General features: G+C 51.9%; 19 protein-coding genes. 10 read left to right on the top strand and 9 right to left on the bottom strand.

Translation table 11 applies throughout. The features are described from left to right. Positions 1-60: 60 nt before the first annotated feature. Both ruvB and NEA10_RS01990 read right to left on the bottom strand, forming a co-directional pair. Positions 61-1,164 carry a Holliday junction branch migration DNA helicase RuvB gene (gene ruvB / locus NEA10_RS01995; RefSeq protein WP_252663539.1) on the bottom strand — a complete coding sequence of 368 codons (1,104 nt, stop codon included), beginning with the start codon at positions 1,162-1,164 and terminating at the stop codon, positions 61-63. Positions 1,165-1,218: 54 nt separating this feature from the next. After that, complete coding sequence (locus tag NEA10_RS01990; protein ID WP_252663538.1) at positions 1,219-2,172, bottom strand: class I SAM-dependent methyltransferase; 954 nt, start codon at positions 2,170-2,172, stop codon at positions 1,219-1,221. Between the two features lie 374 nt (positions 2,173-2,546). On the opposite strand from NEA10_RS01990, the gene NEA10_RS01985 reads away from it, so the two are divergent. The 5 genes from NEA10_RS01985 (at position 2,547) to NEA10_RS01965 (ending at position 10,963) form a co-directional block, all read left to right on the top strand. Beyond that, positions 2,547-3,347 (top strand): ABC transporter permease, encoded by an 801-nt coding sequence (locus tag NEA10_RS01985; protein WP_252665262.1) that lies wholly within the window; start codon positions 2,547-2,549, stop codon positions 3,345-3,347. A 75-nt stretch (positions 3,348-3,422) separates the two neighbouring features. Then, on the top strand, positions 3,423-4,841 hold the full coding sequence (locus tag NEA10_RS01980; protein WP_252665260.1) for an ABC transporter ATP-binding protein: 1,419 nt from the start codon (positions 3,423-3,425) through the stop codon (positions 4,839-4,841). 69 nt (positions 4,842-4,910) lie between these two features. Continuing rightward, positions 4,911-5,744 carry a class I SAM-dependent methyltransferase gene (locus tag NEA10_RS01975; RefSeq protein ID WP_252665259.1) on the top strand — a complete coding sequence of 278 codons (834 nt, stop codon included), beginning with the start codon at positions 4,911-4,913 and terminating at the stop codon, positions 5,742-5,744. 21 nt (positions 5,745-5,765) lie between these two features. After that, on the top strand, positions 5,766-9,662 hold the full coding sequence (locus NEA10_RS01970) for a glycosyltransferase (RefSeq protein WP_252663537.1): 3,897 nt from the start codon (positions 5,766-5,768) through the stop codon (positions 9,660-9,662). 221 nt (positions 9,663-9,883) lie between these two features. Next, entirely contained in the window at positions 9,884-10,963 is a 1,080-nt protein-coding gene (locus NEA10_RS01965; RefSeq protein ID WP_252663536.1) for a M23 family metallopeptidase, read from the top strand. 448 nt (positions 10,964-11,411) lie between these two features. Here the strand turns inward: NEA10_RS01965 and NEA10_RS01960 are convergent, their stop codons facing one another. From NEA10_RS01960 to NEA10_RS01940, 5 genes are all read right to left on the bottom strand, one after another. After that, positions 11,412-12,095 carry a hypothetical protein gene (locus tag NEA10_RS01960; RefSeq protein WP_252663535.1) on the bottom strand — a complete coding sequence of 228 codons (684 nt, stop codon included), beginning with the start codon at positions 12,093-12,095 and terminating at the stop codon, positions 11,412-11,414. A 305-nt stretch (positions 12,096-12,400) separates the two neighbouring features. Then, a complete protein-coding gene (locus NEA10_RS01955; protein WP_252663534.1) occupies positions 12,401-14,380 on the bottom strand; it encodes a bifunctional serine/threonine-protein kinase/formylglycine-generating enzyme family protein in 1,980 nt (659 codons plus the stop codon). A 132-nt stretch (positions 14,381-14,512) separates the two neighbouring features. Then, positions 14,513-15,223, bottom strand: a complete 711-nt coding sequence (locus tag NEA10_RS01950; RefSeq protein WP_252663533.1) for an FHA domain-containing protein — start codon at positions 15,221-15,223, stop codon at positions 14,513-14,515. 54 nt (positions 15,224-15,277) lie between these two features. Beyond that, positions 15,278-16,171, bottom strand: a complete 894-nt coding sequence (locus NEA10_RS01945) for a DNA adenine methylase (RefSeq protein WP_252663532.1) — start codon at positions 16,169-16,171, stop codon at positions 15,278-15,280. 60 nt (positions 16,172-16,231) lie between these two features. Further along, complete coding sequence (locus tag NEA10_RS01940) at positions 16,232-16,699, bottom strand: hypothetical protein (protein ID WP_252663531.1); 468 nt, start codon at positions 16,697-16,699, stop codon at positions 16,232-16,234. A gap of 141 nt (positions 16,700-16,840) precedes the next feature. On the opposite strand from NEA10_RS01940, the gene NEA10_RS01935 reads away from it, so the two are divergent. From NEA10_RS01935 to NEA10_RS01920, 4 genes are all read left to right on the top strand, one after another. Beyond that, positions 16,841-17,980, top strand: coding sequence for an iron-containing alcohol dehydrogenase family protein (locus NEA10_RS01935; RefSeq protein WP_252663530.1), 1,140 nt, complete (start codon positions 16,841-16,843; stop codon positions 17,978-17,980). A 51-nt stretch (positions 17,981-18,031) separates the two neighbouring features. Next, a complete protein-coding gene (locus tag NEA10_RS01930) occupies positions 18,032-19,216 on the top strand; it encodes an aspartate aminotransferase (RefSeq protein WP_252663529.1) in 1,185 nt (394 codons plus the stop codon). A 48-nt stretch (positions 19,217-19,264) separates the two neighbouring features. After that, positions 19,265-19,474: a type II toxin-antitoxin system HicB family antitoxin gene (locus tag NEA10_RS20940; protein WP_309494544.1), complete on the top strand. Its 210-nt coding sequence runs from the start codon at positions 19,265-19,267 to the stop codon at positions 19,472-19,474. 141 nt (positions 19,475-19,615) lie between these two features. Continuing rightward, positions 19,616-20,821: a glutathione S-transferase family protein gene (locus tag NEA10_RS01920; RefSeq protein WP_252663528.1), complete on the top strand. Its 1,206-nt coding sequence runs from the start codon at positions 19,616-19,618 to the stop codon at positions 20,819-20,821. Between the two features lie 137 nt (positions 20,822-20,958). Here the strand turns inward: NEA10_RS01920 and NEA10_RS01915 are convergent, their stop codons facing one another. After that, a complete protein-coding gene (locus NEA10_RS01915; protein ID WP_252663527.1) occupies positions 20,959-22,143 on the bottom strand; it encodes a glycoside hydrolase family protein in 1,185 nt (394 codons plus the stop codon). A gap of 231 nt (positions 22,144-22,374) precedes the next feature. Beyond that, complete coding sequence (locus NEA10_RS01910; protein ID WP_252663526.1) at positions 22,375-23,688, bottom strand: tetratricopeptide repeat protein; 1,314 nt, start codon at positions 23,686-23,688, stop codon at positions 22,375-22,377. A 516-nt stretch (positions 23,689-24,204) separates the two neighbouring features. On the opposite strand from NEA10_RS01910, the gene NEA10_RS01905 reads away from it, so the two are divergent. Further along, positions 24,205-26,676, top strand: coding sequence for an ATP-dependent Clp protease ATP-binding subunit (locus NEA10_RS01905; protein WP_252663525.1), 2,472 nt, complete (start codon positions 24,205-24,207; stop codon positions 26,674-26,676). Positions 26,677-26,738 lie beyond the last annotated feature (62 nt).

Here is a 26,738-nt window from a genome sequence, read left to right as displayed (position 1 = left end):
TCTCCTGTAACCGTTGCTGGTCAAACCTTACAGACCCTTTATTACCCCCCAAAGTCACACTCAAAACAACGGTAATTGCCGTTTGGGTGGCTCATAACCCAGATGCGTCCAAGCCGCTGGACTGGCCATGCGTCCCCGTGGCGTGCGGGTGAGATAGCCAATTTGCATCAAATAAGGTTCATAAACCTCTTCAATCGTTTGAGCATCTTCCCCCGTTGTGGCGGCTAAGGTTTCTAACCCCACCGGCCCCCCATTAAACTGCTCAATGGTAACCGTTAATAAACGGCGATCGGTCCAATCTAAGCCCATGGGATCCACTTCAAATAACTCTAACGCCGCTTTAGCAATCTCCTCAGTAATCGTTCCTGAAGCTTTCACTTGGGCGTAGTCCCGAACCCGTTTTAACAAACGGTTGACAATCCGGGGAGTTCCTCGGGAACGACGGGCAATTTCTAAGGCCCCACTGTCGGTTAAGGGCGTGTCTAATAATTTGGCGGTCCGTTGGACAATTTGGCTGAGTTCTTCGGGTTCGTAGAATCGTAATCGTTGTACTAGGCCAAAGCGATCGCGCAGGGGAGATGTCAACGCACCCACGCGGGTGGTGGCCCCGACGAGAGTGAACGGCTGTAAGTCAATACTACGGGTGCGGGCGGTTTTGCCTTTGCCGATGGTAATATCGAGGCGATAGTCTTCCATGGCCGGATAGAGTAATTCCTCGGTCATGGGACTGAGACGGTGGATTTCATCGATAAACAACACATCCCCCGGTTTCAGGTTCACCAGTAAGCCGACGATGTCTCGGGGACGTTCTAAAGAGGGGGCGGTGGTGATTTTGCAGCCAACTCCCATCTCAGCGGCTAGGATTAAGGCCATGGTGGTTTTTCCCAGTCCCGGTGGCCCGTAGAGAAGAAGGTGATCTAAGGCTTCTTGGCGGGATTGGGCGGCGAGAATGGCAATCTGGAGAACTTCTTTGAGTTCCGATTGGCCGATGTAATCCGTTAACTGTTGGGGGCGGATTTTTTCGTCGGCCTGGATTTGGGTTTGAGGTTTAGTCTCGTCGGGGCTGTATTCGGCGACATCCTCGGCGGTGGTTTCCGGCTGTAGCAGGGGATTACGATGATCGCCCGGTTGGGAGGAGTTAGCCTGAGAGGAAATAATAGCCATGGACGATCGCCCCCAATCACAACAACATCTTAGTCCTAGGGTAAAGGCAGGACCCTACTTGCGGCAAATCGCGGCAACGCTGGTATGGAACCGGGTTCCGTTGACGCTGACGGGATGGATTTGTAGGAGTTCCACCTCACAGAAATACTCCAATAGCAGTTTCTGAAAACTACTGGGGTTGAAAAAGTTGACATGGGTGGCTTCCAAAAGATGCCAGGGAACCACCTGTTGCGGGAAACAAAGGGGAATGGCATCGATATTGGGAACCGTGAACACCGCCTGTTCGCGGCTGACTCGGGCTAGTTCCTCCAATACCTGGCGGTAGTTGGGGATATGTTCGATGACTTCAATACTCACCACGGAGGCGAATTGGCCATCGTCGTAGGGAAGGGGAAAACTACCATCATAGAGGGTGACGTACTCGGCGACATCGGGCCGTAACTGCTCGCGGATGGCCGGGCGATCGATTTCAATCCCGTAGGCCGCGCGATCGCCCCCTCGCAACGCCCCCAGTAACGCCCCCATGCCACAGCCAAAATCTAAAATGGGTCCGGGGAGGGGGGCAACTAACGCCATAACCACCTCAGACACGACCGGGGAGGGCAGTCCTTCGCCATAAATCTGCTGACGCCCCAAAACCGTCTCACAGCTCAGCAAGCCCTCATAAGCCGGGGCTGTGAGGGTCAGGGAACCTTGAGCTTGCCAGAGGCGATCGCCCCCCAAGCTCAGAGATATCTCTGTTAACGTAACCCCATAGGGCAGTTGATACTCAAAGGTAATCCCAGAAAAGGGAACTTGGGTCTGTCGAGCCACATCAGGGCGATAGGTGCGATACTGATTGAGCAGGGGAATCCTAGCACCATTGACGACGAGTTCAGGAACCACCAGTTCTTCACGAGTCCAACCCACCAGTCGCAACAGCCCTGAGGCCTCAATCTCACAAGTCTCCCAACAACCACTCAGATGGGGACGATGAAGAGGATGGGAACCTAAGCCCAAGGAAACCATGTCAGAGGCCGCAGATGTCAAATCTTGGGACCGGAAACCCGATCGGCGGAGTGACTGGAACAGCTGATAAAACCGGGATGTCATAGGATAAGCCGTCTTGAAACCGGATTTAGAGAAGGGCGATCGCCCCTTACTATATCAAGGTTCAGCACACCGACTCTGGACAGTCCCGCCTAGAAAATCCCGACAAAGTGCTTTAAAATCTAATCCCGAATCCCCCAAGTCGGACGATTCACGCCCAGATCACCAACGAGTCACGGCGCGATCGCCCCAACAGATCGAGTACAGTTGTCGTCAAACCCTTCGTGAGGAAAAAACGGTTGCGCGGTACGATTCCCTCTTCCAACAGCAAAGTCACCTCTCTTCGCCATTATCTGCAAGAGGCCCGTTGGGGGTTCAAACTTGAACTCCTGAAAACCCTCGTTCAACGAGAACTCGAATCCCGCTACAAAGGATCGGTGTTGGGAAATCTCTGGCCGCTGCTGACGCAACTGAGTCAACTTCTCATCTACACCTACGTTTTTTCCGTCGTTCTCCAAGTTCGCCTAGAACTGTCCGGAGTTCCCGCCAACAACTTCGCCTATGGATTATGGCTATTCGCCGGCCTCGTCCCCTGGCTGGCGTTCACCAACGGCCTCTCTCAAGCCGCCTCAGCCGTCGTCTCCCAAACCAATTTGGTCAAAAAGGTCGTCTTCCCCCTAAGTTTACTGCCCCTGGTTCCCGTCTGTGCCGCCTTTGTAGAAAGTACCTTCGGTCTGATGATTCTCATCATCTTCGTGGCCATCTTCACCCAGCAGTTCCATACCACCCTACTGCTGATGCCCCTCCTCTGCCTACCTCAACTCCTCCTCACCTCGGGGTTAGGCTACTTCACCGCCGCCTTAACCGTCTTTTTGCGGGATATTCCCCAAACCCTCCATGTGGTGTTAAATCTCTGGTTCTACCTCACTCCCATCGTCTACCCCGTCAATACCATTCCCGAAGCCTTCCAAAATTGGATTTTTTGGCTAAATCCCTTGGCGGCCTTAGCGGAAGTCTATCGAGATGCGATTCTAGTGGGACAGATCCAACATTGGGGGGAATGGGCGATCGCCGGAGTCGTTGCCTCGATTGTCTTTTTGGGGGGATTATGGTCCTACCGTAAACTCCGGCCGGGATTTGCTGATGTCTTGTAAGGAACGTCACGCTTGTTTCCCCCCCTTGGTTCTCCTCACCTCGCTCACCCTCGAACTGACAGTCTAATGGCTTCAATGGACGATCTGGCTATTTCCGTTCACAATGTCTCGAAATGTTTTCGGCGATATCAACATCCAACCGATCGCTTGAAAGAACTCCTATTTCCCAGCCAAAAGAAATATGCGGAGTTTTGGGCCTTGCGGAATGTCAGTCTGGAGGTCCCCAGAGGACAGACTCTGGGGATTGTGGGACGCAATGGTTCCGGTAAAAGTACCCTTCTCCAGATTATCGTGGGAACCTTGATGCCCACATCGGGGAATTTACAGGTGAATGGCCGCATCTCGGCCCTGTTGGAACTTGGAAGTGGGTTTAATCCGGAGTTCACCGGCCGCCAAAATGTCTTTTTTAGCGGTCAACTCTTGGGATTGACGAAACCCGAGATTGAGGAACGCTTTGATGATATCGCCGGCTTTGCTGATATTGGGGATTTTATTGATCAGCCAGCAAAAACCTACTCCAGTGGGATGTTTGTCCGCTTAGCCTTTGCAGTGGCCACCAGTGTCGATCCTGATATTTTGGTGGTGGATGAGGCCTTGGCCGTGGGGGATGAGGCCTTTCAACGTCGCTGTTTTTCTCGGATTGCGGCCTTGCAATCCCAGGGAAGTACCACTCTGTTTGTCTCCCACTCAGCTAGTAAGGTGGTGGAGTTGTGCGATCGCGCCCTCCTCCTCGACCATGGCGAAGCGCTTTTAGCCCATGAACCCAAGTTCACCATTGACCGCTATCATAAGCTGATTTACGCCCCCCCAGACCGTCTGGAAAGCTTCCGTCAGGAAATTCGCAACACCCCAGATTTACCCCCGGATCTCCCCCAACCCCTCGCCGCTGAACCCTCTCCTTCTCCCACCGACACAGGAGAGGGGACTCAATCCCCGTTGGATGAGGATTTTTATGACCCCAACCTGATTCCTAAAAACACCATTTCCTATATCCCTCGGGGGGCGAAAATCCTGAATCCCCATATTGAAACTCCCGCCGGCCGCATAGTGAATCATCTCACGGGCCGCAAGGACTATGTCTATACCTACCAGGTGACGTTCTATAAAACCGCCTATCGGGTGCGTTTTGGGATGTTGGTAAAAACCGTCAGTGGGTTGGAACTCGGGGGAGCGTCCTTTACGGCGGCCAGTCAGGAAATTGAACGGGTTGATCCCAATACGACGATTGAGGTTCGCTTTGACTTCCGCTGTTTGCTGAATCCGGGGGCCTATTTCCTCAATGCGGGGGTGTCGGGAACAGTGGATGGCCAGTTTACCTATTTGGCCCGAGGAATTGATATCGCCATGTTCCGAGTTCGTCCGGAAAGTGATTCCTTCGCCAGTGGGATTGTAGATTTATTGGTGAACCCCCATCTGAATTTACTGACAGACGAGTCAGTTCCTCGCCCCGGTGAGGGGTTTCCAAGCGACTCAGCCAGGGTAGAATCACTGTAGCAAGGCGATCGCCCCCAAGGCGCGATCGTCGGGTTGGCTCCCTACTCCCCTTGTTTGACAGTGAATCCTATGACCGATGATGCGATCGCCCAACGCCAGCAGCAGCTTATCCAAGAGTATGGCCCCTGGACAAACCACAATCTCCGCCTAGGAGATAAACTTTATACCATGTCGGCTAATCGCTGTTCGGGGGCGGAGGTAAAAGTCCGTCGCGTCTTACAAGCGGTTCGGGATTTTTGTGGTGAGGATTTATCTCGCTTACGAGTCTTGGATTTAGCCTGTTTGGAAGGCCTCTATGGCTTGGAATTAGCCCTCCATGGGGCGACGGTGGTGGGATTGGAAGGACGAGAGAGTAATCTGGCCAAGGCCCGCTTTAGTCAGGAGGTGCTGCAACTCGACAACATTGAGTTTGTCTGTGATGATGTGCGCAACCTCAGTCGGGAAGCCTATGGCAGCTTCGATGTGGTACTCTGTATCGGGATTTTCTATCATCTCAACGCCCCCGATGTCTTTGAGTTCGCTCAGCAAATTGCCAATGTCTCCAGTCGTCTGGCCCTGTTTGATACCCATGTCAGTTCTACGGCTGAACAGGCCTATGAGTATCAGGGAAACACCTATTGGGGACGCTCCTATGCTGAGGATCATACCGCCTGGGGGTCGATTGGCAATGAGGAAAGTGCGTGGCTTACTCGCCCCTCCTTCTATAATTTGTTGGCGGATGTGGGCTTTGATTCAGTCTATGAATGTCATCAGCCGATGGTTCCCAAGTATGAACAGATGCGTCGTGAGGGCCAGGCTGATCGCAGCACCTTCTTAGCCCTGCATAATCCCCCCCATCCGCTCAAAACCACGGATTTACTGCGGAATCAACCCCGCGATCGCTACGGCGATGATTCTCAATAGGCCCTTCCATTTCTCTGACTCATGTTCCAACCCCTGATTATTACGGGAATGCACCGTTCGGGAACCTCTCTTGTCGCGTCGCTGATTCAAGCGGCTGGGGTTCATTTGGGCGATCGCTTTGTCGAGGCGGATTCCCATAACGCACCCGGCTATTTTGAGGATGAGGACATTGTAGGGTTCCAGCGTTGGCTGTTACAGTCCATTACGCCAGATAATGAGGAGGGATGGCATGATTGGGGGTGGACCGTAAGCGATCCCATCCATTCTCAGGACTTAACCGCCTTTGAAGGGAAGGCCCGACAACTGATTCGGGAGCGATTGCAACTCAATCAGCCCTGGGGTTGGAAAGACCCTCGTACCAGTTTACTCCTCGATTTTTGGTATCGTCAGCTTCCTGAGGCTAAGTTTGTCCTTGTCTATCGCCATCCCTGGGATGTCGCAGACTCAATGCGGCGACTCCAGGCCCCGATATTTCAGGAACATCCCGACTGGCTGTTGCAAATTTGGGCCTATTACAATCGTCATCTTTGGGATTTCTATCGCCGTCATGGCGATCGCTGTCTCTTGGTTCACAGCAACGCCGTTCTGGAACAGCCGCAACAATTCAGTCAGTTATTACGGGACAAACTTGAGATTCCCCTGGAAACCGATCTGACCCCGGAACGGGTGGCTGAGATTTATCAACCTCATCTCTTCCATACCCTAGATTACCATCATCCCTTCGCTGAAAGTGTCCGTCAACGGGCCTCTCGCCACCTCCTCTGGCTGGCCGAGTTAAATCATCTTGCCGATTTACCCCAAGATATCCCCCAAGACGGAGAAACTCACCCCAGTCTTCCTCTGACGGTTTCCCGCCAACTTCCCAATCTCAACCTCGGCCCCCAAACCCTGAATATTCCAGCCGTCACCGTCGTGATTCCCGTATTTAATCAAGGGGAATTTCTCTTAGAGGCCCTCGCAAGTGTGCAAAGTTGTCAAGAACCGATTTATGAGATTGTCATCGTCAATGATGCCTCAACCGATGCGTTAACGTTGAGGGTGTTAGAGTATCTCCGTCAAAAAGGCTTTACCGTTGTCGATCATTTTGAAAATAAAGGGTTAGCAGAAGCACGAAATACGGGCTTTCAACAGGCTCAAGGTCATTATGTGTTGCCCTTGGATGCAGATAATAAAATTCGTCCAGAGTATATTACAAAGTCTATCGAAGTCCTTGACAAAAATTCTGACATTGGCGTGGTTTATGGCGATGCAGAATATATTGGTGACAAGCAAGGAATTTGGCAAGTTCCTCCCTTTGATGTAAACCGCTTAGCCGTGGGCAATTATATTGATGCTTGCGCGGTCATTCGCAAACGCCTTTGGGAAGACTGTGGCGGCTATGACCCTCATATTCCCGATAAAATGGGGTATGAAGACTGGGATTTGTGGCTCAGTGCGGCGGAACGAGGTTGGCAGTTTTATCACTTAGATGAGGTGTTATTTGAGTATCGCTTCCGCCGAGAGTCGATGGTCAGTCGCTGCAATATTCCCGAAAATCGGGAACGGTTGATGCACTATCTTTGTGCCAAGCACCTAGATTTATATGTTACGAACTTCCCGAGTATTTTTGCCAAGAAAGATAGTGAATTATTGGCAGAACGGCTGCAAGTGGAGACGCTTAAACAGGAAATTGATGCGTTAGTTGATGAGCGCGATCGCACCCAAGAAGATGTCCGTTATTATCAGACGGAACTCCATCAGGCGAACTTAGAATTGCAACAGATGCAGTCGAAGCTATTCCCGACCCAGGCAGAGTTAGAGGCAAAACAACAGGAATGCAACGACCTACGCCAGGAGACGGAAGAGTTGCACCACAAACTCTTTGATGCACTTCAAAACAAAGAGGCTCTATCGGTGGAGTTAAAGGCTGTAAAAGAAGATTTAAAGGCAGTTGAAAACTATGGAAATGACCGATTTGAAGCCGTTCATAACCATTACTGTCAAGCACTTCTGAACCTACAACAGCAATTGCAGGCCGAGCGAGCTCAAGTTCAAGCTATCCAAGGAAACCTCGCGGCCCATCAAGCCACCATTGCGGCCATGGAAGATACGAAGTTCTGGAAGTTGCGGATTCTCTGGTTCAAATTCAAAACTCCCCTCTTGCGCCTTCTCAAACGTAGCCCCGAGGTTCCCCCCGCCCCCACCTCACCGTATCCTGACCCCAATCCAGATATCTATCGTCTCTGGCTGAGTCAAAATAGTCCTCGTCCGGGGGATTTAATGCGTTGTCAGCGGGAAGTAGAGCAGTTCGAATATCAACCCACCATTAGCGTGGTCATGCCCGTTTATAACACCCCAGCCGACTATCTTGAACAGGCGATCGAGTCTGTTTTGGCACAAATTTATCCCCATTGGCAACTCTGCATCGCCGATGACGCTTCCCCACAGCCCCATGTCCGCACCACCCTAGAAAAATACCGGCAACAAGATGAGCGGATTCACGTGGTTTATCGCTCAGAAAACGGCCATATCTCCGAGGCTTCCAATAGTGCCTTAGAACTCGCCACTGGGGAATTTATTGCCCTCATGGACCATGATGACCTCCTCACCCCCGATGCCCTATTTGAGGTCGTGGAAGCCCTGAATAATTGTCCTGACACGGATATGATTTACTCTGACGAGGACAAAGTCGACGAACAGAACCAACTCAAAGACCCCTTCTTCAAACCTGATTGGTGTCCTGACTCCTTCCTCTCCCGGATGTACACCTGCCATTTAGGAGTCTATCGTCGCCGTCTCATTGAAGACATTGGCGGCTTCCGGACTGGGTTTGAAGGGGCCCAAGACTACGACCTCGTGTTACGCTTTACCGAGACGAGCGATCGCATCGTCCATATCCCCAAAATCCTCTATCACTGGCGTTCCCACCCCGAATCCACCGCCAGCCGTCTCGCCAGTAAATCCTACGCCAGTACCGCCGCCGCTAAAGCCCTCACTGAAGCCCTCCAGCGGCGCGGTGAACCGGGAATTGTTACCCCAACCCCCAGCGGTCATTGGCTTCCCCGCTACGAAATCCGCAAACCCGGTAAAGTCAGTATCATTATTCCCACCAAAGACCTGGCCAGTACCCTAAACACCTGTCTGACCTCAATTTTCCGCCTTACCACCTATCCTGACTATGAGGTAATTGTCGTCGACAACGGCAGTAGCCAACGACAAACCCAGCGTCTCTTTAAAACCTGGGCTAAGCGGGAACCCAAACGCTTCCGCGTTGAACCCCTTGATATTCCCTTCAACTATCCCAAACTCAATAACCTAGGCGTCTCCAAAGCCAACGGCGACTATCTACTCTTCCTCAACAACGATACCGAAGTCACACAAGGAGACTGGTTAAGCGCCATGGTAGAACAAGCACAACGTCCCTCCATCGGGGCCGTTGGCGCCACCCTTCTCTATCCCGACAACACCATCCAACATGCCGGGGTTGTCTTAGGCATTGGCGGAGTGGCTGGCCATAGCCATAAATTCTATCCCAAAGATGCGATCGGCTACTTCGCCCAACTGCAAACCGTCAACAACTATTCCGCTGTCACCGCCGCCTGTCTCCTCTGTCGCCGGGAGGTCTTCGACGCCGTCGACGGCTTTGAAGAATCCCTCAGCGTCGCCTTCAACGATGTCGATTTCTGTTTAAAGATGATAGAAAAGGGGTATCGCAACGTCTGTCTGCCCCATGTTCGTCTCTATCACTACGAGTCAAAAAGTCGCGGTCAAGAAAACACCCCCGAGAAGCAACTGCGCTTCAAACAAGAAATCGACTACATGAAACACCGCTGGGGCGACTACTTAGACGACGACCCCTGCTACAACCCCCACCTCAGCCGCGAACGAGAGGACTACAGCCTCGCCCTCACCTCCCCCTCCCTCGCCCCAGTGATATAAACACTGGAACCTCAATCTCCTGAACCCAGTCTTTAAAATAAGAAAGAGTAAGCCATAGGTTCCATAGCGTTTCTCCCTATCCCCAGGCAGCCACAAAGCATTTCCCTACTGCCATCCCCTCCTGGGAGGGGTGCCCGCAGGGCGGGGTGGGTTCTGCCTATTGCCTTTCTCCCCTATTGCCTATTGCCTTCCCCCCCTGTTCCCTGTTCTCTCCTTCCCCTATGCTTCCCCGACGATTCCTCCTCTTCACCCTCTCCCTTCTCACCAGTCTCCTAGTCACCGCCGCCTGTCAAGGGACCCAGTCCCCCCAGGCCAGTCAGCAACCGGACTTAGCCCCCCATGAAATCGTCGGGCCCCCCGACCCAGACTGGAGACAATTCATCCCTCCCATTGATTGCACCTTGGGCGAAGACTGTTTCACCCTTCTCTACGTAGACCGAGACCCCAGCGACAACGCCAAAGACTTCGCCTGCGGCCGCCAAACCTATGACGGTCATAACGGCACCGATTTTGCCATTCCCGACAAAGTGGCCATGGAAGAAGGAGTGGCCGTCATCGCCGCCGCCGATGGACAAGTGTTGCGATTACGAGATGGCGAACCCGACCGCCGCCTCAGAACCGCTGAGGATATCGCCGCCGTCGAGGAACAGGCACGAGAATGTGGCAATGGCTTAGTCATGGACCACGGCGATGGTTGGGAAACCCAATATTGTCATCTCAAGCAGAATAGTCTTGTCGTTGAACCGGGTCAACAGGTGGCCCAGGGGGAAACCTTAGGGTTAGTGGGACTTTCAGGGAAAACCACCTTTCCTCATGTTCATATCACAGTTCGCTATCAAGGAGATGTGGTTGACCCCTTTGTCGGTGTCACCGATGAAACAGGGTGCAACGTGGAACGTCGTCCCCTCTGGGAAGACCCCCTCGGTTACGAACCCACGGGGGTTTTAAGTGCGGGCTTTGCCGCAGAAGACTTATCTCTTGACCGGTTCTGGCAGGGATATTTTAATGGTGTGACCTTGTCTGAGGATATCCCGCTGATTTATTTCTGGGTCCATGGCTACGGCATCTTGCAGGGAGATGTAGAACATTTCCGACTCCTTGACCCAGAAGGAACGGTGATTACAGACTATGAAATGACCGCTGAGCGATCGAATCTCAACTGGTATAATGCCGTGGGCAAACGCAATACAGCCCAGCGACCGATTTTACCAGGAACCTGGCGTGGGGAGTATGAACTACGCCGGGGGGACGAGGTGATTGTATCTCTCGAACGGGAAACTGAGGTACAGGAAGTACGTTAGCTGAACCTGACGAAAACGGGTCGGGGTCTATCCCGGGGAAAAAAATAAGCCCGAACCTAATTTCGGGCTAAGCATAACAAGCCTGTTGGATAAACGTTTTTAAAAAACTGGCTCTTTATTAAAGATAGAGCCGATTCAAACCCTCGCCCTATATATCAGTGGGCGGATTGGTCGGGTCGCCAGTTATAAGGGTGGCAACCGGTATTGAACCTTCACCTGTGATTAGACCAGTTAAATGTGAAGATTTTATTTAGAAATGTCTCGCACCTTGGCTCTAAAGTGCCTAAACCCTTGACTTGGTATGGCTTTGCGTGATTTCACTTAAGTTTACAAAATGTTACTTTGTAAAGAAATGGTAAAAAATTGACGGTCCTTACCCCATGGGTGATGTTCGTCCCCAAGACCGGGGAGAGCAAGGGACTTCAGTTCATGTGCTCTACCGAGTGGCTTAGCCGGCATCGAAATCGTGACCCAGTTCCTGCAATAGGGGTTTAAGAGTCCGAGTCCAGGCTGAGTTCATACTTCCTGGGGAAATTTGGAAGTGAGCCGCGAGACTCGATAGAGTCCAGTTCTCCCCCCGCAAGACATAATCGACGATGTGTAAACAAACCATCTGCGCGGTGAGGCCGGAGGCTTTGTGAACCCAGGCGCTTCGGAATTTGCTGTTAACATCTTCAACGATAGCCTGGCGAATCTGTTCGATGAGGGAAGGTTCTGGATTGGGGGGTGCAGCTAGGTTTTCCAGAAGGTTGAGAGGTTCCCCGGTGCTGGGGTCAATGAGGTCGCTGGTCATCCGGAGTTTTTCTCGTTTTTTTAGGGTCACGTATTCTCCTTTACAGCGGATATTCCAAAGGGTGATGAGGCTACCGTTTCCAGCATCAGGGTCATAGGCTTGTCCTCCTCGTACTGCACCTGTTAATTTGCGGCTAATGTAGTCCCAGGCTGTGTTGATGGCTTGCGGGTAAAGTAAATCGTCTTCTCCTTTGGTCGGTTTCCAATAGAGACGATTGGGTGCCTCTGCCATGATGTTCAAAATGAGGCGATGATAGCGTTTCCGTTTTTGGAGAGAGGTGGTTTGAGAGAACTGACGAGCTAAAACTTTGAGCCGCTCATGATAAGAAATAGGGCTCATAAGTTTTTGGCGTTCAGCGAGATTGAAGATATAAGTCATGCCGGTGTGGATTTGCGTTTTTGACTATATCCAGACTCACATTAAAATCGAGGAATGAGAATTATAGATTTATGAAAGCTATCTGAAATTTTAAGGTTTTCTTTGATTTTTTTTGAGTCCATAAAATCTAAGTAAAACTTAGATAAAATCTAGATAAAATTGGTGTAGAGAAAACCGTAAGTCATAGAAATTGGCAGGACAAACCAGACCAGAGCGAGTCGATACTCTGGTTGTTGCCGCGTCGTAGCGGTCATTGTGGAGACTGTCTAGTCTTCAGATGGGGTAATGGGAGAACAACAAATCCGGAACCCGATGCTGCTGCTGCGATTTTGCGGGGCAAACCACTGTCGGTAGGCAGAACGACACTCCTTGGCAACGCTATGCCATGAACCGCCTCGCAGCAGCTTGTCATGGACCCCTTTAAGCATCTGAGACCAGTCCCCTTGCCCATGGTCGCAGCTTTGTGGGGGATTCTTGTGGGATAAATAGGGGTCTCCATTATTCGGAACATTTAGATAACTCTCACGCCAATCATCTAAACACCATTCACGGAGGTTGCCGTGCATATCGTAAAGGCCAAACGGGTTAGGGGGAAAACTACCCACAAGGCTGGTGGCTTTGCGGTGTAATCCCGGTTGGCCTAAGCCGTAGGTGGAGGTACCGTCATAGTTGGCTAAGTCGGTTGAGAGGGTATGTCCACAGGAAAAGGGGGTTGTCGTTCCGGCACGACAGGCATATTCCCATTCTGCTTCGCTGGGGAGACGATAGTCTCGTCCGGTGGCGTGACTCAAACGGGCGCAAAACTCGATGCTGTCATACCAGGAGATTTGTTCGACGGGGAATGTATCTCCCCGGAACCAGGATGGCTCAAGTTCCAGGGGGCGATGGATTTGGGGCAACTGAGCCACAATACGCCACTGGGCCTGGGTGATGAGGTATTTCCCCATTAGAAAAGGGGGGATGGTGACCCAATGCTGAGGATATTCATCATTTTCTGCCTGTTCTTCTCCTTGGGGGGCCCCCATGAGGAAACTGCCTGGGGGAATTTCCACCATCTCTAGGGTGACATCATCAAGGAGAGGTTGAACCCATTGCCTACGTTTCCCAGACTGGCGTTCCACAGCGATTTCTTTCGATTTCCAGAACGAACTGACAACCTCTAGTTTCACGGTTTCAAATTCAAAGGGTTCGAAGGTTGCGTTCTGATTGTTGAGACGAGCAATAACCTCGACTTGGGTCGTCTTTTTGGGTTCAGGTTCAGACTCTCGGGGAGTGAACATCACGGTTTCACCATTGAGATAGTCAAGAATCTGTTGGGCTTTCCAGCGTTCTCGCCGATTTGGGCACAAACAGCCTTCAATCAAAACTTTTAGGTCTTGCGGTAATCTGGGCAATGGGGGAAGTTGCCGATTTCCCAGCATAACCTGCTTCATGAGTTGGTTGGTATCCGTGAACTGATAGGGAAGTTGGCCAGTTAGGGCCGTCACGACGATGATGCCCAAAGACCAGATATCCCAATCGGGGGAGATGGTGCTGTCAAAGGCTTCTGGAGGCATATAGGCGTAGGTTCCATAAGACTCATTCGTTTTTAGATAACTCTTAGAGTCTAGGTCTAAACTACGAACCAAACCAAAATCTGAGAGTTTCCAGGATGAATTGACCCAAAGGATATTCGCTGGTTTTAAGTCCCGATGTACTTTCCCCTGGCTATGCAGATAGGCTAGCCCCCCTGCAACGTGATGAATCAAGATTCGAGTTTCACTTGGGGATAGGAGCTGTTTTTGTGTTCTATCCTGTAGAGAGCAGTCCCCCTTCTCCATTAACAGATAGAAGAAGTCTTTACCTTTTAATTGGCAATGTCCGGCGGTGTAGGTGCGAATTAGATGGCTATGGTCAAGCTGGGTAGCTTGCATTAACTCATTAAGAGGCTGATACTTGGTCTGGGTCTTCCGCTGATTATCGCGGCTCGGGTCCCTCACGTCGCTGCTATCACCGGGCCCGGGAGAGTCATCGCGAAGTTGGGTGGACTGGTTTAAGGTATTAGCTGGGTGATGATGATCCGGTTCAAGGCCTTCATTAAGAATCAGCTTCACTGCTAGGTCTCGCAATCGGGTGTCCCCTACGCGCTCCTGGGCGGCAAATACGCACCCAAACCCACCGATGCCCAAGACCTTACTGAGATAGTAGTTATTATGAATCGTCTCTCCTTTGAGACTCCTATACATTTCTTTAGTGAGTTTTTCCATTAGCCTTTATTGTCCTCTCTGACTCTGTGTTTCTATTCTCCCTTATAATCGTCAGAGTGCCACCCAGTCTAAAACTCCTCTGGATTCGTCGGTGGGAGCCACAGGAAAAACTCTTGGACTGGCTTGGATGGGTTAGGGTTCGCAGCTAATTCTCAGGAGATAGCCTTGTCCTTTTTTGGTCTCTAGTTGAGTTTTAGGGGTTTTTGAACCATTTTGCTCTAGTAAGATGCGAATTCCACGGGCTAAGATATTGACATCAGCGGGAGTCCGTCCGAGGCTGTCATCTTCACCCCAGACTGCTTCAATTAGCTCGTCATAGGAGCAGAGTACGGGTTCCCCTTGGTTGAGGTTGCGTTGAGCCATGTAACCCAGCATTAGGTTGACTTTGGGACGGGGGTGAATGGGCGATCGCACCCTCCCTTCTTGATAGAATAGGGTGGCCTGGGAGACTTTATAGACGAAGTCTGGGGTGACTTTGAGACGATTGGGTGCTCGGGTGGGTTCAGCGGTGGGGTTAGGATCGTGAAATTCTAGTTTCCAGCCATGAATTTCGATAACACAACCGGGATCTAAGGCAACGGTACGACAGTTGACGGGTTCTGGGGCAGAATTGGGGTAATGAACCACAATTCCATTGCGGCTATCGTCTGTAACCCACCATTGACCCCCTTCTCGCTCTAGTAGACAATGTTTGACTCGGGTGATACGAGAGTTGGGGTCTTCGGATAAGGGGATATCGTTTTCTGGAAGTCGCCCAATGGTATAGTAGGTGTCCTGTAGGACAAACTTGTCTGAGTCTCCCTTGGGAGATTGAATTGAAAAGTAGGGATAAAGGTCAGTCATTGGCTCGGGAGATGGCTGATGTGCAACGGCGGCCAGGACAATCCACTCCTCGGACTAAGGTATCAGCTTAAGTGGCTCGGGGGTGCGATCGCCCAACGGTTGTGATGGTGCTTCTAAGGAATAATTAGAAATAAACAATTCAGCACCTTTGTTTGCTTTTCCTTGTTTATAGTTATTCATTCCATATTGTAGTTCCCATTCATCAAGGTTAGCAAACTGGAAATTCTCACGCACTTGAGGGGAGTCATCATAGGTAATCAGCCAGTCATGAGGGCAGGTTTTCAAGACTTGGGCAAAACGGTCATGGTCGAACTGGCTATGGTAATGACCCCGTTTTCCGTACAGTTTGGATTTGGTGGCACTGAGATAGGGGGGGTCCAGGAAAATGAAGGTGCGATTATCGCCCCCAGACTCCGTGTTAGCCTCCACCACATCACTGAAATCAAGATTGGTGATTTTAACTCCCTCTAACACCGGAGCCAAGGCACTTAAGCGGTCAATTGAAGAGTCTGTAAATCGCTGTTCAAAAGATTTTTGTGAATAGCCTCCCGCCTCAATCGTGCCGGAAAAGGTAATTCGATTGAGGACAAAAAAACGAATCGCCCGTTCTAATTCCGAAAGCTGATTTACGTCAACTGTCCCTAAGTCTTGAAATAACTCCCGTCCATCCTGACGAGTTTCTTTAATGCGCCGCACCTCTTGAGTAAATTCAGTTAAATGAGACTGAGCGCATGTCCAAAAACAATAAACATCCGGGTTTAAGTCGTTAATCCAAATCGGTAAATCTGGTTGCCGCTTCTTAAGTTTAATAAAGACAGACCCACCCCCAACAAAGGGTTCTCGATAAGCATCAAAGCCAGGAGGAAACTTAGCAAAAATCTGACGAAGTGCCTTAGATTTGCCACCAGGATAACGTAATGGGGTGCGAATCGACTTAAGGGTTGGCATCAGTTGATAAGCTCAGAAATATAATTGCCAAATTACCTCAAAAACCCGGCAGGGTAACGACTAAGCTAAATTAGACGGGGGTGCAGAGCGATACTGTTGTAATTGTAGAGCGATCGCCTTCTGAAGGTCTTGACGTTTCACTTCCACCCCCGTCTCTCGCTGGCCCGGAGTCTCAAAGATAATCAAACTTTCGACCCGCTCCAACGCCAGTAACTGGAATAAAATATGGGTAACCGGAAGCGACACCGCCAGCAATTGCGGCTCATCACTTTGGGGTGTACTGGCTTTCGCATCCTCAAAACTGGGAAACCCATACACCACAGACTTCTCCAAATCCATATTGAGACGATTGCTTAACGTCGTCATCAACCAATTCCCATCCGGAGTTTGCAGAATGTAGTAGTCCTGATGACGCAGGCGTTCCGCAAACGCCTTGAGAACCGGCGCGATCGCAGCAATTGCCCCCGGCGTCGAGCCATCCTGAGGCGCATTATCAACCAAGGTTTGAATCTGGCGATCTAAACTCATAATACCGTAACTATCTCACAAAAAAGCTTGACAAAATGCTCGACCTATGGTAATTTCCCGGAAACCCTGCCAACATCGAGCGACTGCTAGATACAATCTAATACATCAACCTAGCCCAGTTTACCCGCACCCCCTAACCGAATGTCGGACTCACTCACTCAAACCGCCAGCCCTTCCGTCACCCTCAACGTTGCCCCCGCCCAAACCGTGCGGGGCGAGAACATCCTGCCCGAAGCCGCCCAACGCATCGCCCACCTAGGACAGCGGCCCTTTCTCGTCGCGGGCGATCGCACCCTCAACCTCGCCAAAGACGAAATCGAACCCCACCTCACTCAAAACCAGCTTACCCCATCGACCCACTCCTACGGTCGCGACTGTGACGAAGCGGACCTCGAACGCCTCAAAACCGCCCTACACCAACACCAAGCCGATGTCGTGATTGGCATTGGCGGCGGCAAAGCCCTAGACAGCGCCAAACTCCTCGCCTATCGCTGTCAAATTCCCGTCGTCACCATTCCCACCTCAGCCGCCACCTGTGCCGCCTGGACTGCCCTCTCCAACGTCTACACCCCCGAGGGAGCCTTTCGCTACGATGTCCCCCTGCCCCTTTGCCCCAACCTCCTCGTTCTCGACTACTCCCTGATTCGCACCGCCCCCCGACGCACCCTCGTCGCTGGGATTGGCGACGCCCTCGCCAAATGGTACGAAGCCTCCGTCAGTAGCGGCAGTTCCGACCAAACCCTCATCGTCGCCGCCGTACAACAGGCCCGCGTCTTACGGGACCTACTCCTGCAAAAATCCGCCGCCGCCCTCGCCGAACCCGGTAGCCCCGTCTGGCGGGAAGTGGTCGATGCCAGCGTTCTCCTAGCCGGGGTCATTGGCGGCTTAGGAGGGGCCCAATGTCGCACCGTCGCCGCCCATGCCGTCCATAACGCCCTCACCCATCTAGAGGACTGCCACCATACCATTCACGGCGAAAAAGTCGCCTATGGCATTCTCGTCCAACTACGACTCGAAGAAATTGTCCAACATAACCAACTCGCCGCCACCGCCCGTCAGCAATTATTAAGCTTCTACCGCGAGATTGGTCTCCCCCAAACTCTGGCAGACTTAGGCTTAGGCGACATTTCCCTAGGCCAACTCCAACAAGCCGCCGAATTTGCCTGTGGTCCCAACTCTGACATTCATCATCTACCCTTCCCCGTCGAACCCGCCCAAGTCATGGCGGCGATGGTGTCTACCACAGTAGGGTATTCTCTGGCTGCCACCGCTGACGTATAACCGCTAAAACCTGATAGAGTAAAAGGTCTGTGTCTTCCTCCCTCGAACTCAATGGTACTGGATTGGATTAGCCCTGCGGAGCGGGTGCAAGCATTACCCCCCTATGTTTTTGCGCGTCTTGATGAGTTAAAGGCCCGTGCGCGAGAACAGGGTCTGGATTTGATTGATTTGGGGATGGGCAATCCCGACGGGTCCACCCCCCAACCGGTCATTGACTCAGCCATCAAGGCCCTACAAAATCCAGCCAATCATGGCTATCCTCCCTTTGAAGGAACCGGCAGTTTCCGGCAGACTATCACCGACTGGTATTACCGCCGTTATACCGTGAAACTTGACCCCGACGGGGAGGCCTTGCCCTTATTGGGGTCGAAGGAGGGATTGTCCCATTTAGCCTTAGCCTATCTCAATCCCGGTGATTTAGTCTTAGTTCCCAGTCCCGCCTATCCGGCCCATTTTCGCGGGCCGTTAATTGCTGGGGCCCAGGTCTATGGGATTCCCCTTTCAGCGGAGAATGACTGGCTGATTGATTTGAGTCAGATTCCCGACGAAGTGGCGGACTCGGCGAAAATGCTCTATTTCAACTATCCCAATAATCCCACAGGGGCAACAGCACCCAGGGAGTTTTTTGAGGAGATTGTGGCCTTTGCCCGCCGTCACTCGATTTTATTAGTCCATGACTTGTGTTATGCCGAGTTAGCCTTTGATGGCTATCAACCCACCAGTTTATTGGAAATTGAGGGGGCGAAGGAGATTGGCGTGGAGTTCCACACTCTCTCGAAGACCTATAATATGGCCGGTTGGCGCGTGGGGTTTGTGGTGGGGAACCGCCATGTGATTCAGGGTTTACGGACTCTGAAGACGAATTTGGATTATGGGATTTTCTCGGCGTTGCAATGTGCAGCGGAGACAGCATTAGAGTTGCCGGAAGTTTATTTGGAACAGGTGCAGCAACGCTACAGCCGCCGCCGCGATTTCTTGATTGAGGGGTTGGGCCGTTTGGGCTGGACGGTTCGTAAACCTCTGGCGACGATGTATTTATGGGTGGAATGTCCCCCTGGTATGGGATCGACGGATTTTGCCCTGACGGTGTTGCAACAGACGGGGGTGGTGGTTACGCCGGGGAATGCCTTTGGGAAAGGCGGTGAGGGCTATGTGCGTGTTAGTTTAATTGCCGAGTGCGATCGCCTCCAAACAGCCTTAGATCGCCTAGAAGCCGCCGGAATCCGTTATGAGTAGAGTGGCTCTGAGCCAAGTCATGATGCACCTTTTCCTCCTGAAGCGACAATGGACAGTCTCCAAACAACTCTATTCAACTACACTGTCATTTTTGAGCCAGAGTCGGATGGTGGGTATCATGTCTTCTGTCCCATGTTAAGAGGCTGTCATAGCCAAGGCGATCATTTTGAGGAAGCATTGGCGAACATAAGCGAAGCGATAGAATTGTATCTTGAGAGTCTTTTAGCCGATGGCATGAGGGAACCTACCAACCCTTAGCCACCGATGACCCGGGAATCCTTCGTAGCGAGGTCTTTCCGGGTTTGTGGCTGGCCGTCGATGCCCTCTTAGACGGGGATTTAAGAACTGTGAAAGAGGTGCTAGAGTTAGGATTAGCCCAAGACAGAGCTTGAACTCCTGATGTCCACATCCCCCTTAAGCTGGTCAGAACTAGACGCCCTCACGGATAAGGAACCGGATCGAGTTAACGGACCGACCAACCCCCAGGCCCGATTACGATTGTTTGGCCAGGATGAAGCGGCGGTACAGGTCACCCTCTATCGGGATCATCATGCTTGGTGTCCCTATTGTCAAAAAGTTTGGTTGTGGTTGGAAGAGAAACAAATCCCCTACCGCATCGAAAAAGTCACCATGTTCTGTTATGGACAGAAAGAACGCTGGTATAAACAGAAAGTGCCCTCGGGGATGCTGCCAGCGGTGGAACTTAAGGGTCGGTTGATTACAGAAAGCGATGATATTTTACTCGCGTTAGAAGAGGAATTTGGCCCGCTAGAGTTTTCCATGGGCGATCGCCAAGTTTTGCCCCTACGACAATTAGAACGAATCCTCTTTCGGGCCTGGTGTATGTGGCTCTGTCGTCCCAGTCTCTCAGAGCGTCAAGACCGTAACGCCCGTGAACAGTTTATCGAAGTTGTCCAAGAGGTAGAAGCGGCTCTAGCACGAACCCCTGGCCCCTACTTTTTGCCGGAATTTAGCACGGCTGATGTGGTGTTTACGCCCTATGTGGAACGGATGAATGCCAGTCTATTTTACTACAAAGGCTATTCCTTACGGGAAGAAAACCCTCGCCTCTCGGACTGGTTTGATGGCTTAGAACGCCGGTCAACCTATCGGGGAACTCAGAGCGATTTCCATACCCATGTTCATGATTTACCACCTCAAATGGGAGGCTGTTGGGCGAATAATACCCCACAAACAGAACTGAATCAAATTCGTGTTGATCGCGGTCCTTGGTTTGGCCTTCCCGATGTCGCCTATCCCGAACCGGAAACCTCTCGTTCTGAAGCCTTGCGGCGCGTGTTGAAACATCGCCAGACCTTAATTGACGTCAATCCCGCTCCCGATGAGCAATTTGAGACGGCCTTGCGTTGTGCGTTGACTCATTTAATGACTGGGGAGGATTGTCCACCGCCAGGGGGAAGCGAGGTAGGGTTACGCTATCTGCGCGATCGCATCAGTGTCCCGCGAGATATGTCGATTTACGCTGCTAAGCGGCTGCGCCAATCCTTGGAAGCCACCGCCGCCTTAAGCGGGCCGGCTCAAGGTCCAAAAATTCCTGTGCGACATCGCCGCGACCAAGACCCGGCTAACTTTCTTGCCCGATAATTTGGTCTAATCCCCTCTCCGGCGGCTTGCGACCTCGCGCAACTCAGGCCAGTAGAAAACCGCCGCAGCCTTACCCTGATGCTAAAGCCTGGGAAACGGAGTAGATGGGGGCTGCAACGATGACTCACCCTAAAGAGTTAGTAGTCCCAAATTCGGGTATGACGCAAGTCGAGATGGATAAAACCTCGATTGGCTCCCCGACCAAATCCACCGTTCCATTTCCCCGTGTTATACCACTCCCGTTCAAAGCAATGTTGTAAATCCCAAATTGACCCCTTCGCTGGACGAAAATCCACGGCAAAGCCAAAGGGATGATTCGCACCTGTCCCCCCAACCCGCTGTTCAATATGAGGGGGACGATACCAGGAATTGACATACAAGGGAGACCCCCACCATTGGCGAACCTCATCCAAAAGACGAGCAATTTTGATGATATTTTGTTGATGAGTCGCATCGCTGGGAATGCGCTCCCAATCCTGTCGAGTCACTTCTCCAACATTGAAATAGCGACTGACGGGGGATGACCAATCTTTCCAATTGACCTGGTTCCATTCGGGCAAGGTTTGGGTGTGCATCTCAAAGGGTTGTGTCCAAGGAAGTTGCCAATGCTCAACAAAGAGATACCATTCCCCTGCATTATGGTCGAGTTGAGCTAGGGCATGTCCCCCCATTTCCGTTTCCAAACTTGACTCACAAAATCCTTGAATTGGATAGGACTTTCCTTTCCCCACAAAGGCTCGTTGGGTGTCATCCAATTCACTGGCTTGTTTGGACCAATCTTTCTTCAACCAGGTATCCACCAAGGCAATAATTCGTTGACCGCCTGAGATTTGGGAGTTAGTCCTCATCGGGGTTGCTTGAGTTGAGCCTTTGAGAAATAAGTCTGCTTCAGCTTTCCGTCTTCTGACTAACCCAGGAAAGGTTTGACCTCCGGCTTTGACATATAAACCAAACACGCGCTGAACTTCGGCGGTATCTGTCCATTGTTCAGGACTGTTTAAAAGTCGCGTGATGGAATCAAAGCCAGGATTAGCAAAAAACCGTGCGCCTAAGTTATACGCAAAGGATAAAACGGCTGCTTTTTGATTGCCATTCATCTGGCTCCAGGTGGGAATCCGGCGCAAAATGGGTAAAAAATCCTGTTCAATAACATGGAGTAGTAATTCTTCGGCTTCCGCTTCACTGGTGAGTTTATCTCCCTTTTTGACCGTTGAACTATCGAGGTAAAAGGTGCAACCATAGCCAATTGTCCAAACTCCCACCACATCCTCGTAAGCCTCTAGCTCACAGCCTTCAAACTCTTTAATTAATGTGACATCCATGACTCTCCCACTGGTTGGTTGGGTGATACTGTTCAACCACAATCCTAGCCAGGGATTTGGGAATTGTTTAGGAGTTCTTCAAGAAAATTTACGAAAAAAAGTTATTTTTTTGCGTAGGGGCGAAAAATTTTTCACCCCTACTTCAGTGATTTATTTCCTAAAACTACAGTGACAAACCGGAGTTTACAGAAAGTAGGCATTATGTTTAGGAAACTTCATCAAGTTTTGTCCTTAAGGTACACGGCGGCCACGACCGAGAGCATCTCCTAAGTTGCTGAGGGCTTCTCCGTAGCCGGGATCGATGGCGATCGCCCGTCGCCAGGCGGCCACCGCTCGCTCTAAATAGCCCATGGCAAACAACAACTCACCCAAACCGTTATAAATCTCTGCGGAATTGGGATCTAAGGCTAAGGCCGCTTGATAGGAGAGATTAGCCCGTTCATACTGTTGTCGTTGGGCTAACAAATCCCCCATACGGGCATGGGCCAAGCCAAAACTAGGATCGGCATTGAGTGCATTCTGAAACGCCTGAATCGCCTCAGGAAACTTAAAGTCCCGAGTGGCATAAACATTACCCACGGCAAAATATGCCCGGGCCAACTCCCGAGAGGGAACAGGGGACTGGGTCTGATATAACTCGATCGCCCGTAAAAGCATCTCCAAAGCGTCCCGTTCCTGGCCCAAGGCCAAATACGCCTCTCCCAAACTGCGAAACGCATCCCCCAACTCAGGATCAAGGGCGATCGCCTGTTCCAATAACGGTAAAGCCCCCTCAGCATCGCCAGTTTCCAGACGAGCAAAGCCACGATAATAACTCACACGGGCATCATCCCCCGTTCGCTCCACAGCCTGTTCCAGGAAAACCAATGCCTCCCGAGTCCGTCCTAAACGCATCAGCGTCGCCCCAATAGCACCATAGGCCGCCTCAAATTCAGGATCGAGGTCAAGAGTCCGTTGCAGAGGAGCCAACGCCTCCTCAGGGCGATTGAGCCGCAGGAGGGTCTCGGCTAGGGCATAGTGGGCTGGGACAAAACGGGGACTGACAGCGATCGCCTGTTGAAACCGGCTTAACGCTTCAGGTAACTGTCCTTGACGGGAGAGAATCAAACCCATGTTGTAGTGAGCCGCCCCCAACCCCGGCTGAAGGGCGATCGCCCGCTCATAGGCCGCCATCGCCTCCTCCAGCCGTCCTAAAGCCCGATAGGCCACCCCTAAATTATTAAACACCTCAGCATAGCGGGGGCGTAATTCCAAGGCCCGCTCATAGGCCTCAATGGCCGCCTGCGAATCTCCCTGGCCCTGCAACGCCCGGCCTAGATTATTCCAAGCCTCATGATCCACCCCATCGAAGCGAACCACCTCCCGGAAGGCCTGTTCAGCCTCCTGAAAACGGTTTTGGTTGAGTAACTGCAATCCCTCCTGAAACACAAACTCAGGACTCCCCCGGCCCTGGCTTAACCGGGAGTCCTGACCCTGAACCCGGCCAGCAGTGACAGGAGTGGTCATCCCCAGAATCAGCAGCATCCCAACCGTCAACCGTGACATTCCTGTTCGACTCATACCGCCCTTTCCCGGCGATCGCCGAGAGCCATCAATGCCCAAAGTATAGCTCGACTCGCTCAGGTCAGGAAATGCTCATGGAATCTCCCCCTATATCAGTCCCCAAACCCGCCCATTGCCCACCCCTCGGGAACTTTGACCCGGTCTCACTCCCACGAGATCCCAATCCAGAGACTGGACCCGAGCATTTGCATCCCCAGCCAACTTTGTAATACGCTAAAGATATCTTAACCCTTGCCATGTCCGCCCTGAATCCCGTTATCCAACCGCCACAAAACGACGGCTATCCTACCTATCCTGCTTCGGCTCTCCTCACTGTCGCCATCTGTTCTGGGAGATAGATTATATTAATGAGATATACAAAAGTTCATAATTGCTGCCATCGGGTTTCAGCTCCTGAACCAACATCCAGAAACCGGCATCCCCCTACCAAACCCTTTACCCTAAAGATACGGTTGTCCTTCCCCCTGCCCCTTATACATCGATTTGAGACACAAGCTCATGTTTGAACACTTTACAGACAAAGCCATCCGAGTCGTCATGTTGGCTCAAGAAGAAGCCCGCCGACTCAAACACAACATGGTGGGGACTGAGCAGATTTTGCTAGGTCTCGTTGGTGAGGGAAGCAGTATCGCCGCCAATGTCCTGAGTAAGTTTAGCGTTACCCGTGACGGGGCGCGCCGAGAAGTCGAACAACTCATTGGCCGCGGTTCCGGCTTTACCTCCGCTGAAATCCCCTTCACCCCCAAAGCCAAACGGGTGTTTGAATATGCTGTCGAAGAAGCTCGGCAACTAGGGCATAACTATATTGCCCCGGAACATATCCTCTTAGGACTGACGCGGGATGAAGAAGGGGTCGCCGCGACAGTTCTACATAACCTGGGGGTGGATCTCGGTGATATCCGCACCCAAGTGATGAAACAACTTGGGGAAGTGGCCGGTGTGGCCCCGGGAGGACAGTCATCCAGTAAAAGTACCAAAATGGCCACCCTGGATGAGTTTGGGACGAACTTAACCCAGTTAGCCGTTGACGGAAAACTTGACCCCGTGGTGGGACGAGATCGCGAAACGGAGCGTCTGGTGCAAATCCTCGGTCGTCGGACCAAAAATAACCCCATTCTCGTGGGCGAGCCGGGGATTGGGAAAACCGCCATCGCTGAGGGCCTAGCCCAACGTATCGCCACCAATGCCGTTCCGGAACTCCTGGAAAACAAGCAAGTCATCGCCATTGATATGGGGATGCTGGTCGCTGGGACCCGCTTCCGGGGTGAGTTTGAGGAACGACTCAAAAATATCATTGAGGAAGTGCGCAGCAACGCCAATGTGATTCTCGTCATTGATGAAATCCATACCTTAGTAGGCGCCGGTGCGTTAGAAGGGGGTCTGGACGCGGCCAATATCCTTAAACCCGCTCTGGCCCGGGGTGAATTGCAATGTATCGGGGCCACCACCCTGGATGAGTTCCGCAAGCATATCGAGCGGGATGCAGCTCTAGAACGGCGGTTCCAGCCGATTATGGTGGGTGAGCCGACGGTGCAGGAAACCATCGAAATTCTCTTTGGCTTGCGCGATCGCTATGAGCAACATCACCAGCTCACCATCGCCGATGAAGCCCTAGAAGCCGCCGCGCAACTGTCCGATCGCTACATTAACGATCGCTTCCTTCCCGACAAAGCCATCGACCTCATCGATGAAGCCGGTTCGCGGGTACATATCGAGCATTTCAAAGCCTCTCCCGCTTCCCGAGAACTGAAACGGGAACTGGCCCAGGTGATTAAAGACAAAGACAACGCCGTCACCGAACAGGACTTCGAGAAAGCCAGTCAACTGCGCGATCGCGAACTCGAAACCCGGGCCAAAATTGACCAACTCTCCATCGAACGTCAACAAACCCCCCAAGGTGCGCCGATGGTGACGGAAGAAAACATCGCTGAGATTGTCTCCAGCTGGACAGGAGTTCCGGTGACGAAACTCGAAGAAACCGAGTCGGAAAAACTGTTGCACCTCGAAGATACCCTGCACGAGCGTCTGATCGGTCAAGAAGAGGCCGTGCGCGCCGTGTCTCGGGCCGTGCGTCGCGCTCGGGTGGGCCTGAAAAATCCCCATCGTCCCATCGCCAGTTTCATCTTCTCGGGACCGACTGGGGTAGGGAAAACCGAACTCACCAAAGCCTTAGCGGCCTACTTCTTTGGCTCAGAAGAGTCCATGATTCGCTTGGATATGTCCGAGTTCATGGAACGCCATACGGTATCTAAGCTGATTGGATCTCCTCCGGGATTTGTCGGCTATGACGAAGGCGGACAACTCACGGAAGCGGTACGCCGTCGTCCTTACTCGGTGATTCTCTTCGATGAAATCGAGAAAGCTCACCCCGATGTCTTCAACCTGCTGCTACAAATCCTCGAAGACGGTCGTTTAACCGATTCCAAAGGTCGCGTGGTGGACTTCAAGAACACCCTGCTAATTATGACCTCGAATATCGGTTCCCGCGTCATCGAGAAAGGTGGCGGCGGCCTCGGCTTTGAAATCACTGGGGATGAGACGGAAGCTCAGTACAACCGCATCCGTAATCTGGTGAATGAAGAACTCAAACAATACTTCCGGCCCGAGTTCCTCAACCGCTTGGATGACATCATCGTCTTCAGCCAACTCAACCGCGAGGAAATCAAGCAAATTGCCGACATCGAATTGAAACGAGTCTTCGATCGCCTGGTGGAAAAAGACATTCGTCTGCAAGCCACCGACGCCTTCAAGAACCGTCTCGCTGATGAAGGCTATGACCCCGCCTACGGTGCGCGGCCCTTGCGTCGGGCGATTATGCGCCTCCTCGAAGATGTCCTGGCCGAGAAGATGCTCTCGGGTGAAATCCAAGATGGCGATCGCGCCATCATTGACCTGGATGATGATGGACAAGTCATTATTTCCAAGGACAATGTGGAACTGCGCTTCCCCGAATTGGTCTCCACCCAGTAACATCTGCGAGACTCGGCCAGCAGTGCTTGCATATCCTGACATGATATGACACCTCAAACGGC

Source organism: Phormidium yuhuli AB48 (assembly GCF_023983615.1).
GTDB lineage: Bacteria > Cyanobacteriota > Cyanobacteriia > Cyanobacteriales > Geitlerinemataceae > Sodalinema > Sodalinema yuhuli.
This window is presented reverse-complemented; position numbering and strand designations above follow the sequence as displayed.

Coding starts and splice junctions, on each gene's coding strand:
- ruvB (WP_252663539.1), bottom strand. CDS start 1,164: ATGGCTATTATTTCCTCTCAGGCTAACTCCTCCCAACCGGGCGATCAT.
- NEA10_RS01945 (WP_252663532.1), bottom strand. CDS start 16,171: ATGCCAACCCTTAAGTCGATTCGCACCCCATTACGTTATCCTGGTGGC.
- NEA10_RS01950 (WP_252663533.1), bottom strand. CDS start 15,223: ATGACTGACCTTTATCCCTACTTTTCAATTCAATCTCCCAAGGGAGAC.
- NEA10_RS01955 (WP_252663534.1), bottom strand. CDS start 14,380: ATGGAAAAACTCACTAAAGAAATGTATAGGAGTCTCAAAGGAGAGACG.
- NEA10_RS01960 (WP_252663535.1), bottom strand. CDS start 12,095: ATGAGCCCTATTTCTTATCATGAGCGGCTCAAAGTTTTAGCTCGTCAG.
- NEA10_RS01975 (WP_252665259.1), top strand. CDS start 4,911: ATGACCGATGATGCGATCGCCCAACGCCAGCAGCAGCTTATCCAAGAG.
- NEA10_RS01935 (WP_252663530.1), top strand. CDS start 16,841: ATGTCGGACTCACTCACTCAAACCGCCAGCCCTTCCGTCACCCTCAAC.
- NEA10_RS01980 (WP_252665260.1), top strand. CDS start 3,423: ATGGACGATCTGGCTATTTCCGTTCACAATGTCTCGAAATGTTTTCGG.
- NEA10_RS01965 (WP_252663536.1), top strand. CDS start 9,884: ATGCTTCCCCGACGATTCCTCCTCTTCACCCTCTCCCTTCTCACCAGT.
- NEA10_RS01930 (WP_252663529.1), top strand. CDS start 18,032: ATGGTACTGGATTGGATTAGCCCTGCGGAGCGGGTGCAAGCATTACCC.
- NEA10_RS20940 (WP_309494544.1), top strand. CDS start 19,265: ATGGACAGTCTCCAAACAACTCTATTCAACTACACTGTCATTTTTGAG.
- NEA10_RS01990 (WP_252663538.1), bottom strand. CDS start 2,172: ATGGTTTCCTTGGGCTTAGGTTCCCATCCTCTTCATCGTCCCCATCTG.
- NEA10_RS01915 (WP_252663527.1), bottom strand. CDS start 22,143: ATGGATGTCACATTAATTAAAGAGTTTGAAGGCTGTGAGCTAGAGGCT.
- NEA10_RS01920 (WP_252663528.1), top strand. CDS start 19,616: ATGTCCACATCCCCCTTAAGCTGGTCAGAACTAGACGCCCTCACGGAT.
- NEA10_RS01970 (WP_252663537.1), top strand. CDS start 5,766: ATGTTCCAACCCCTGATTATTACGGGAATGCACCGTTCGGGAACCTCT.
- NEA10_RS01940 (WP_252663531.1), bottom strand. CDS start 16,699: ATGAGTTTAGATCGCCAGATTCAAACCTTGGTTGATAATGCGCCTCAG.
- NEA10_RS01905 (WP_252663525.1), top strand. CDS start 24,205: ATGTTTGAACACTTTACAGACAAAGCCATCCGAGTCGTCATGTTGGCT.
- NEA10_RS01910 (WP_252663526.1), bottom strand. CDS start 23,688: ATGTCACGGTTGACGGTTGGGATGCTGCTGATTCTGGGGATGACCACT.